Consider the following 10,122-nt stretch of genomic DNA (forward strand, 5'->3'; position numbering starts at 1 on the left):
GTTTTGTGTGTGGTAACCTCAACTAACACCAAAATCCAGGGGGTGGCAAGTTTTTTTGCGTAAAAGACTATAAAACCAACGATTATTAGCGATTTATATATATAAGTTTTGACAATACGTTTGGGTCATGGGGGAGTAATTAATGAAACTATTTTTGCTCAACAGCATTAGAACGAATAATTTTAATGATGAAGAAATAATGGTGAAAATCAAAACGATGTGGGAAGATGCCTATCGTAAACTAGAACACCATCAAAATAGCATCTTTGGGGTTTATTACGACTATGAGAATAACTATAAAGGGGATTATTCTTTAAGTGTTGGCATTGAAGAAAGTTATGGCGAATCTTTTATTGAAATACCAAATAACGAGAAATACGAAATTTTTAAAGTGGATACTAGTGATGAAATGGGTGTCATTAATACCTGGAGCAAGATATGGGAAAAAGAAGAAGCGGGTTTATTAGATAGGGCATACACGTATGATTTTGAAAAATATTCACCTAATGGGGAGATTGAAATTTATATAGCAATTAAGTAACTATTCTAGGAGGAAATTATGACATACTTTATTGAACCTGTTGCTTTCGTAAAGAATAATAGAAAAGAGATTTTGGATGATCATTGGGGATCTATTATTTCCACAATTGAATTAGCTGAAAATATCGATGAATCTTCACTAAAAGGGATAGAAGAGTTTTCACATTTAGAAATTATTTTTTATTTCAATAAAGTAGAAGATAATAAAATTCAATATGAAGCAAGACATCCTAGAAACAATCCTGATTTCCCACTGGTTGGGATATTCGCTCAGCGTGGAAAAAATAGACCAAATAAACTTGGTGTGACCATTGTAAAACTAATTGAAGTAAAAAACAGACAACTCCTTGTAGAAGGATTAGATGCAATTGATGGTACGCCAATCATTGATATCAAACCTGTAATGAATGAATTTTTACCAAAAGAAAAAGTTAAGCAACCAAATTGGTCTACCATTTTAATGGAAAATTATTGGGAGTAACTTAGATTAAAAAAAACTTAATACTACCCCTCATTTGGTTATTTTTGATTCTATACAAGACAACAATTAGATATTACAGTATGATGGATGAGAGAAAAATAGAAATGTGAGTGGAGTATTGTGGATTATATAACATGGTTATTTGATTTTATTATGCATATTGATGTTCATTTAAGAGACATTGTGGCTCAATATCATGAATGGGTTTATGCAATCGTCTTTTTAATCGTATTTGTGGAAACTGGTTTAGTTATTATGCCATTCCTGCCAGGGGATTCTTTATTGTTTGCTAGTGGTGCGTTAGCGGCAATGGGCGGATTAAATTTATGGCTTTGCCTCATTATTTTCTTTGTCGCAGCCGTTGTAGGGGATACAGTCAATTATCATATTGGCTATAAAATTGGTAAGTCTATTCCTGAAAATAGCTTTTTAGGAAAAATGATCAACAAAGACCGTATGCAAAAAGCGCAAGAATTCTTTGACCGTCATGGCGGCAAAACAATAATCTTCGCAAGGTTCATGCCATTCATTCGGACATTTATTCCGTTTATTGCAGGGGCAAGTAAAATGCGTTACGCACAGTTCCTTACATATAACATTGTTGGCGGTTTACTATGGGTATTAATTGGAGTCTTTTGCGGATACTTCTTCGGGAATATTCCATTTATTAGTGAACACTTCTCAACAGTTATTTTAGCCATTATTGTGCTTTCTCTAATTCCGGCAGTGATTGGATTAGTGAAGTCTAGAGTGAAAGCTGCATAAGATTATCTAGCACCTTCTATTGAATAGAGGGTGTTTTTATATGTTAGAAATCACCTATATGGTATAATTTGTAAAATAAAGAGGTGAATACAGTGAATTACAAACAAGAACAATATCTTCGAGTTGAATCGCTAATAAAAAATAGTAATATTTTTAATGGAGATTTAGGGAATGGGATATATGTGGGAAATTCCCATCCCTTTATTTTACAAGATAGTCAGAATAATTTATTTCCTCCATCAAGAAAGGCAGCTCTTAACTATTTTGAAAACAATCAAATTAGTTGGTGGAATGGCAAGTTAACGAACCACACCCTTTCATCTCAAATTGCCTGTCTTAATCATTTATTCCCTATACGAGAAGATAAAGAAACAGTTTTATCACTTATAAGAAATATTTGTCCAGATATTACAGATGTTTTAGAAATTTTTTCAGATAAATATAGTCCTGCATACATTCAATTTGAAGCGGTGAGTGATAATGATCATTTAAATGAAGGCAAATTAAGAAGGGGAAGTAATTGCACATCCATAGATGCATTAATTTATGGCGTACATAAAGATGGTCGAAAACTACTCATCCCGATTGAATGGAAGTATGTAGAATCATACGGTAATGAAAATAAGTCTTTAGGTGATAGTGGAACAACTCGTAAAGCACGATATACAGAATTAATAAATCAATCATCCCAATTAAAAACTGAGTTCCATGATGTTTATTATTTTGAGCCCTTTTATCAATTAATGAGACAAACGCTTTGGACTGAACAGATGATTGGGCACAAAGCTATTGAAACGATTAAAGCTGATGATTATATTCACATCCATGTAATTCCGTCTGAAAATAGACAGCTTTTAAATAAAAAATATACTTGTAGCAAAATGGGTATGGAAGAAACATGGAGAAGCTGTCTCAATGATCAGAGTAAGTATGTTATTATCTCTCCGCAAAAGTTCCTTGCACCTCTTTCAAGTAGGAACTATGATAATTTGCTTGATTATTTAAGTACTAGGTATTGGTAATACATAAAAAAACCGCGCATCGATAATAATGCGCGGGTTTTCTATCGTTATTCAATCGTACGATACATAAATGTAGCGTAATGCATACGGCTTACTTGATCGTTTGGATTAAAACGTCCATTTGAGCCCGTTGTAATACCATTTGACGATAAGATATTGATAAAATCTTTTGCCCAGTGGTTTTCAGTATCTGAAAACGGTTTTAAATTCTCAGGTTGAAGCTCTAGTTTATAAGCATTTACTAAAATTTTCGCTAATTGTGCTCTTGTTAATGAGTTTTTTGGATTGAACATCCCATTTGCCCCATCGATAATACCTGCCTGATACAGTGCCATAATTTCTGTGTAGTATGGATGTGATTCCGGTACATCGGCAAACTCTACTTTTTCACGAATTGGTATTAATGAAACGCCACTACGATAAATCAGTGATGCGACATGCTGACGTGAAATCGCAGCTGTTGGGTTAAATATGTTACCAGGGAAACCATTAATGATTTTCTTTTCTTTCATCGTCTGAATTTCTTTAAAATACGGGTGCGTTACCGGTACATCAATAAATGAAGCAACTTTTGGAAGAACCGTTAATTTTTTTGTTTCCTCGTAGGAATAGCCATAGTGATCTGTCACAGAGTAAGTTACAGTATAATCCCCAGCTTCTTTAACTGGACGGTCAGTATTCATTTGAACGCCATCGATTTCCAATCCCATTACATTATAGGCTTTGACGTTTGGAGGCAATGTCAAAGCTTCACCTTCAAATAACGTCATATCCTTCAAGCCTTCGATACGAGGGCTAGAATATGGGGCAACCGTAATTTGACGATATGCTGTAACTGGCTCATAACCTTCTTTTTCAAAGGTATACTTCACCGAATAACGACCTGAAACATCTGTTTTAACAGAGCTTTCAACGGTAAGATAATCTGTTAAATCTTGATTTGACTTGTTGTCTGTTACTTTTACACCTGCTAACGGATCAAATGTGCTATTTAGTAGTAACAGTTTATTATCAGTACCTGTAATGGTTACGTTCTACTTTGCCACAACTGTAATTGTAGCACTTTGATTTACTGTATTGCCTGCTTTGTCGGACACTCGATACGTTATCGAATAGTCGCCGGCTTTTTTTGTATCTACATAACCTGTATATCTAATGTCTTTCGTTACTTCACCATCGAAGTTGTCCGTTGCTTGAATTCCTTCATAAGCATTAAAAGGATCACCTGCAAATATTGTACGATTTTGTACATTGTTCAACTTCGGTGATTCTGTATCTTTTATAGTTACGTCTTGGCTAAAGGTAGAACGGTTGCCACTAAAATCAGTTGCTTCATAATTCACAGTGAATGTACCCATTGTTTTTTCAGGGATATTGTGTGTAACTTTCACTGATTTTTCAACTTCAGTATCAACATCATCATAGATTTCTAGATTTTGTGTAAAATTAAAAGGGCCAGTTACGTTTAATGTTAATGAACCATTTTTCACAAAAGTTGGACCGACTGTATCGTTGCCATCAAAGATTGTGAACGAGATAGGAGATTTCCAGTCGTCAAAATAGTAACCATTATCGCTTATATACATGTAATTACCATGTACATCTTGAGCAGATACAGAAGAAACATACCATTGTTCGTTAAAAGCAGTCGTAGGTACTGTATAAGAACCAACGTATTTTTTCGTTGCAGGATCATAGTTTAATCTGACACCTGATCCTGAAATTGAACGATGGATTGGCTTTACATTTACATTTGCATAATCAATTTCAGATTCATCCTCGATTCCAACAGAAAATGTGATTTTTTCACCAGGTGCTAAAATCGTTTTATCGCTTTCAATTGAGAGAAAAACTGGGCTTGTATTGTCTGCTACAGCTGCTTGCACATTGCCCATACTCATTGGAAGAAGGAAAATCATCATTGCAGCCGAAACTTTCATTAATTTTTTCATAAAAAGATTCCTTTCAATTTATATTTCAAGAGATAATTATATCAATAAAATTATAAAAATATCATAAAAATGAAAGGGTGTTTTGTAATTACTAAGATAAATTAGCTAAAATTACTAATTTGATTCGTGCTATGAATTGCATCTTAAGTAAATTATTGTAAGATAAAACTATCTGATAAATTGGGGGAATATTGTGTCTATTAATCATTCTAGTGAAAAAGCTAATTTAAGAGATATAAAAGTACCTGAAGATTATTGTCGACTGGCTGAACTATTTAACCTAATTGAACCTGGCTCAACAACTGTGGAAGCATTGAAGGAAGAGGACTCCCATATTCCAGTGCAATCAAATCTAAAGCTGGATGATAACGGATTATTAGTTGGTTACGGAAGAACAAGAGTTGTAGTAGAAACAGCTGATGGGCAAATTGTTGGGTACGGAGCATGTTTTCGTGCACCTTGGACAGACCCTGGTACGGTAGGGAGTACATTTTGCGTGCATCCAGATTTCCGTTCCCAAGGTATTGGCGAAATGATTCTAGCTTATATAGAAGAGTGGGCAAAGAAACAACAAGCGTCAGTCATGACATCAATGGTAATGGATTGGATTGATGGGTCACTTACATTTGTGGAAAAAAGAGGCTTAAAACTTGATGCCCATGTATTTGAATTGGAATTAAATCTCGCTCAATTTGATGCTGCAAAATATGAACAAGTTATAGATGATGAAATTAAGTTTACGACGTTAGCGGAATTACATAATGACGAAGCCGTGAAAAAGCTTTATGACTTGTTTGTTGAAACTTCAAAAGATAACCCGGGACAATACGGAAGTGTCGAACCTTTCGTTGAGTGGAAGAAGGAGTTTTTACCGGAAAATATATATCGATATGATTGGATTTATATTGCTGTGGACGGAGATGAGTTTGCAGGATTTACACAGCTATTAAAAACCGATGTAGAAGGAGTACTTTATACAAACTATACAGGTGTAAAAGCTAAATATCGTCACAAAGGCATTGCAAAGGCATTAAAACTATTAGCAATTAAAGCCGCACTAGCAGAAGGGGCTAATACTATAACGACAGATTCAGAGGAAACTAACGAACCAATGCAGCATATTAATAGATCATTTGGGTTTGTTCCTGGGCAGGGGCATTATCGGGTTGTGAAACAGTTGAAAGAAACAAATTAATTTACAAGAATAGTAGGGTGGCGAAGTTGAAGCTTCTTCACTCTTTTTTCGTGTTTTCTTAAGGAAAATACAATAGAGTAAAATCATGTATAATAGGGGGATAAAAACTTTTAGGGGATGTTATCGTTGAATATAAGAGAAATGAATATAGAAGAAATTGATATTGTAAGAAAGATCCGATTAAACAGTTACAGTGATTATGAAGTTTTTGTTTCAAAAGAGCATTGGAGTGTTTTAAAAAATACATTACTTTCTGAAAATGATATTAATAGCAACTCAAAAATTTACGTTGCAGAAGATGAGAACGAAATTGTCGGCACGGTTGTGTTGTTTCCAGGCGAAGTGAAAGCCTATGATTGGAGTGATAGTGTTCAATCGTATCCGGAAATTCGGATGCTTGCAGTTGAACCTTCAGCTCGAAAAAAGGGAATTGCTCGAGCATTAATGGAACATTCGTTAAAGGTAGCAAAAGAAGAAGGCAATACGGAAATTGGTCTTCATACCGCAACATTCATGACAAAAGCTGCTTCTTTATATGAAAACATGGGTTTTGTTCGTGTACCTGAAAAAGACCTTGAGCCGATGAATGATGGCGTGATTGTCAAAGCGTATAAATACGAATTATAAAAAAGTGTTGATATGTTTATTTTATAAAGAGATTAATGCTAGAAAAAGAACTTATGTGCAAGATAAATATAAATTTTTAAATGGAATATAGAGCAGGAATCTAAAGGTGATTCCTGCTTTTTCCACAAAATACATATATAAAATTATGATAAAATCACACAGATGAAACATAGGGAATTATTATTTTAATTAGGAAGGAAGGTTTCAAAAATAGCAAAGTCTAATGGTAAAAATCCTTATAAGGATATTAATATAAATAATTTGAATCTTAGTTTAAGTGATGTTAATCAATTAAATCTATTGCAAGTTGTCCAATTATCTTCTGTGGTAATAGGAGAACATAATTCAAGTCATTTTGGGGATAAATGGTTGGAACTGAATGGGCGTCATTATATAATACAAAAGATATTTGAAAATGTAGGCTTAAATTTCCAAGTATGTGATGAATTAATTGATGCATTGATTTTGGATAAGGGGAAAATTTCCGATGAAGATATACTAAGATGTCATACACATTTATTTGATTTTATTATTCATTATGAAAAATCCGTAACTAAATACATGAAAAGAAGGTCTAAGCTAAAAAAATATTTAGATTACGAACCTTCAAAATATCTTGTTTTAAAATTATCCAAATTAGGAATAGAGTTTGAGCAATTAGTAGGAGAATTATTAACAGAGTTAAATATTAACTATATACAATATGATTCAGGTAAAAGAAACTGCAAGCCTGATTTTGTGTTTTCAGAGAAGCATTGGGGAGATGCAAAAATTAGTGAACATACTGTTTTTCATTCTCAAACAATAGATAAATATGAAAAGCATATTGATAAACTAACCATAATTTATTTAAGAAAGACATCACAATTAGAGTGGCGTAGATACGTTACTCCAAAAACTGAACTCGTACATATTTCATATTTTGTTAAAGAACTTCCTATTGATAAAAGGCAACAATTTGAGGATAGATTAAGTAAAATTGAAAATTCACTAATTCGCTCAATTAAATAGAAATGTACTACTATGCAAATTTGGCATAGTAGTTTTTTTATGAACCTAAATCAATTTACAATTAAAATGTAAGCAAAACCTAACAACAAATGTATGGTTTAGTTGGTGGAATAAAAGGGGAATCATGTTTTAATAAATATAATAGGATTTGAAAAGTATGAAAGTTGTTATTGCTAAGAAATAAAGGAAGGAATTTAGATTTTGAAGAAAAGAATGAAAATGATTTTTCTTGGATTATTCGCATTACTCGCATTCCTCGTTGGCGGGTATTTCTATAACAATATTACGTATATCGAGAAACCCCTTAAAGAGATGGCTCGTGCTGGTTTTGTTGAAAAACAAGTTGAACTAAAAGATGGGACAATCATAAATTATGGGGAAGGTCCAGACAATGAGAAAACACCCTTACTTCTAATCCATGGCCAAGGGATGACATGGGAAGATTATGCTAAAGTCTTACCAGAATTATCGAAGCATTACCATGTATTCGCCGTTGATTGCCACGGTCATGGCGAATCGGATTGGAATCCTGAGAAATATACAGCGAAAGCCATGGCAGTAGATTTTATTGAATTTATTGATAAGGTTATCGGTGAAAAAGTGGTTGTTTCTGGTCATTCGTCAGGGGGGATGATTGCTGCATGGATGGCCGCACACTCACCAGATCATGTGCTTGGGACAGTAATTGAAGATTCACCTTTCTTTTCAACTGAACCTGGTAGAAGAGAAAACACCTATGTATGGGTTTATGGCTTCCAATTATATGAAGACTTTAAAAATCAAAATAAAGAGAAGGATTACTTCAAGTATAGTCTTGAAAGAAGTTATTGGCGAAATATGTTTGGCGATTTTCTTTGGAACAGGTTTTCAAAAGAAGCAGTAGCCTATCATGAAAAACATCCAACTGAACCTGTTCACATCAAGTATTTGCCTCCACAAATTAATCGAATTTTTGAATCTGCCACATATCCATATGACCGCAAATTTGGCGAAACCTTTTATGATAATTCTTGGTTTGAAGACTATAACCAAGCAGAAGTGTTATCAAAAATTGAAAGTCCTACGGTATTTATCAAAGCCAATACAAGCTATGATGGGGATTTATTAATGGCGGCATTATCTGATGAAGATGCGGAGCGTGTTGTACAGTTATTAGAAAATGGGCAAAAAATTGATGTAGACACACCAGGACATGATATTCATTACGATAAACCAGAAGAATTCACGGAGATCATGGTCGATTTCTTACAAGAGGTTGAAAAAAGAGGCGTCTAATATTCAGTCGCCTCTTTTTATCTCTGATAATCCGCATTCAAAATAACTTCTTCAGGAATTTTCTGCGCATACGGTACATTGTAATCAGAGAAATAGACGAAATAACGATTAATAAAATAATCATTTCTCCGCATTTCTGGCTCTACATAATCCTCTAAGCCATTATAAGTATGGAAAACCGTCAACTGGACGAGATTGTATGCTGTATCAAAAGTTAGCGCTAAATACAAGTCTCGAAGATCTTCTGTTTCAACGAAATAAAGTTCGTTTGATTCACTCTCAAAATAGCTACCCGTAAAAAGGTTCATATCGAGCATATTTAAATGCTCACGATATTGCTCTTGCGTTAACTGTAGTTCGACTATCCAGTTGTCGAGCTCAAATCCCCCTCCAATATCCCCAACTGTCTCTTTATATAGGGAAAGTTGCTCAGGGTAAGATATAAATAACTCCAAAAAAGCATCAATGTGTTCTAATGTTTTAAAACTCTTATCTAAATCATTACGACTAATATAAGGCTCTTCTTCCATCACAGGAACACCACCGTAACTATAATCACCGGATACAGAATACCATCCTAATTCAGGATCAAAATATTCCGTACTTGTTGAGTAGATACTTGTGCTATCATCATACTCACCAATTTCACCATTTACAAGGGATCCGGATGTTTGATTGATGGTTGTCGTCAGAGTCACGTATTTAGGAGAGCGTTGCATCATGCCTTCATACGTATCATTGTATTCATAAAAGGAACTCAATTCTGGTTCAAGTAAATTATTTAAATAAGCTGTTTTATAAACGAAAGACGAAAAGGAAACAGTCTCAAGATTGGAAGCTTTTTCGAATGCTTTTTGTATAAATTCCATTGCTTCTTCCGTATTTGTTCGCACTTTATCTTGTTCAGTTTGAGTAGTCGATTTGTTTTGGACAATTTCGATTGATGGGGAAGGGGGTACCAGATCTACTTTTTTACTATTTTCAACGGTACAACCTGTCAAAAGAAAAAAGGAAATGGCTCCGCTAATAAAAAAACGTTTCATTATTCACCATCCATAATAAATTTAAAAAGCAGAAACATCTTATTTTATGTTTTGATTGGGGGAAAAGGAACCAATTATTGGAATAATAACAAAAAACATACTAACATTAGTAGTACAAACCAAGGCCATGGTTTGTGCTACTATTTTTTTATAGTAGAAGTGAAGGAAAGTCGAACAGCTCCAGGGACGTATGAGAGTCCGTAAAAAAAAC

Annotated in this window: 11 protein-coding genes; 8 read left to right on the forward strand and 3 right to left on the reverse strand. The window is 34.0% G+C overall.

Annotated elements, in window-relative coordinates; translation table 11 throughout:
• Positions 1 to 142: 142 nt before the first annotated feature.
• From D8M03_RS16395 to D8M03_RS16410, 4 genes are all read left to right on the forward strand, one after another.
• Positions 143 to 541, forward strand: coding sequence for a GyrI-like domain-containing protein (locus D8M03_RS16395; protein ID WP_121215875.1), 399 nt, complete (start codon positions 143 to 145; stop codon positions 539 to 541).
• Positions 542 to 559: 18 nt separating this feature from the next.
• Positions 560 to 1,021: an SAM-dependent methyltransferase gene (locus tag D8M03_RS16400; protein WP_121215876.1), complete on the forward strand. Its 462-nt coding sequence runs from the start codon at positions 560 to 562 to the stop codon at positions 1,019 to 1,021.
• A 120-nt stretch (positions 1,022 to 1,141) separates the two neighbouring features.
• On the forward strand, positions 1,142 to 1,786 hold the full coding sequence (locus tag D8M03_RS16405) for a DedA family protein (protein WP_121215877.1): 645 nt from the start codon (positions 1,142 to 1,144) through the stop codon (positions 1,784 to 1,786).
• A 92-nt stretch (positions 1,787 to 1,878) separates the two neighbouring features.
• Positions 1,879 to 2,808 carry a PGN_0703 family putative restriction endonuclease gene (locus D8M03_RS16410; RefSeq protein WP_121215878.1) on the forward strand — a complete coding sequence of 310 codons (930 nt, stop codon included), beginning with the start codon at positions 1,879 to 1,881 and terminating at the stop codon, positions 2,806 to 2,808.
• A gap of 47 nt (positions 2,809 to 2,855) precedes the next feature.
• Here the strand turns inward: D8M03_RS16410 and D8M03_RS16415 are convergent, their stop codons facing one another.
• Both D8M03_RS16415 and D8M03_RS16420 read right to left on the reverse strand, forming a co-directional pair.
• Positions 2,856 to 3,833, reverse strand: a complete 978-nt coding sequence (locus D8M03_RS16415; protein WP_281272173.1) for an S-layer homology domain-containing protein — start codon at positions 3,831 to 3,833, stop codon at positions 2,856 to 2,858.
• A 9-nt stretch (positions 3,834 to 3,842) separates the two neighbouring features.
• Entirely contained in the window at positions 3,843 to 4,760 is a 918-nt protein-coding gene (locus tag D8M03_RS16420; RefSeq protein ID WP_121215880.1) for an immunoglobulin-like domain-containing protein, read from the reverse strand.
• 193 nt (positions 4,761 to 4,953) lie between these two features.
• On the opposite strand from D8M03_RS16420, the gene D8M03_RS16425 reads away from it, so the two are divergent.
• The 4 genes from D8M03_RS16425 to D8M03_RS16440 all read left to right on the forward strand — a co-directional run bounded on the left by D8M03_RS16425 (position 4,954) and on the right by D8M03_RS16440 (position 8,868).
• Positions 4,954 to 5,955, forward strand: coding sequence for a GNAT family N-acetyltransferase (locus tag D8M03_RS16425; RefSeq protein WP_121215881.1), 1,002 nt, complete (start codon positions 4,954 to 4,956; stop codon positions 5,953 to 5,955).
• A 126-nt stretch (positions 5,956 to 6,081) separates the two neighbouring features.
• On the forward strand, positions 6,082 to 6,582 hold the full coding sequence (locus D8M03_RS16430) for a GNAT family N-acetyltransferase (protein WP_170148482.1): 501 nt from the start codon (positions 6,082 to 6,084) through the stop codon (positions 6,580 to 6,582).
• A 261-nt stretch (positions 6,583 to 6,843) separates the two neighbouring features.
• Positions 6,844 to 7,593, forward strand: coding sequence for a hypothetical protein (locus D8M03_RS16435; protein WP_147404836.1), 750 nt, complete (start codon positions 6,844 to 6,846; stop codon positions 7,591 to 7,593).
• Between the two features lie 201 nt (positions 7,594 to 7,794).
• Complete coding sequence (locus tag D8M03_RS16440; RefSeq protein WP_121215884.1) at positions 7,795 to 8,868, forward strand: alpha/beta fold hydrolase; 1,074 nt, start codon at positions 7,795 to 7,797, stop codon at positions 8,866 to 8,868.
• A 17-nt stretch (positions 8,869 to 8,885) separates the two neighbouring features.
• Here the strand turns inward: D8M03_RS16440 and D8M03_RS16445 are convergent, their stop codons facing one another.
• Entirely contained in the window at positions 8,886 to 9,911 is a 1,026-nt protein-coding gene (locus D8M03_RS16445; RefSeq protein WP_121215885.1) for a hypothetical protein, read from the reverse strand.
• Positions 9,912 to 10,122: the final 211 nt, after the last annotated feature.

Source organism: Ureibacillus endophyticus, from assembly GCF_003628435.1.
Classification (GTDB): Bacteria; Bacillota; Bacilli; order Bacillales_A; family Planococcaceae; genus Ureibacillus; species Ureibacillus endophyticus.

Excerpts from the sequence above, each read along its gene's own strand:
- D8M03_RS16395 (WP_121215875.1), top strand. The coding sequence starts at position 143 with ATGAAACTATTTTTGCTCAACAGCATTAGAACGAATAATTTTAATGAT.
- D8M03_RS16400 (WP_121215876.1), top strand. The coding sequence starts at position 560 with ATGACATACTTTATTGAACCTGTTGCTTTCGTAAAGAATAATAGAAAA.
- D8M03_RS16420 (WP_121215880.1), bottom strand. The coding sequence starts at position 4,760 with ATGAAAAAATTAATGAAAGTTTCGGCTGCAATGATGATTTTCCTTCTT.
- D8M03_RS16445 (WP_121215885.1), bottom strand. The coding sequence starts at position 9,911 with ATGAAACGTTTTTTTATTAGCGGAGCCATTTCCTTTTTTCTTTTGACA.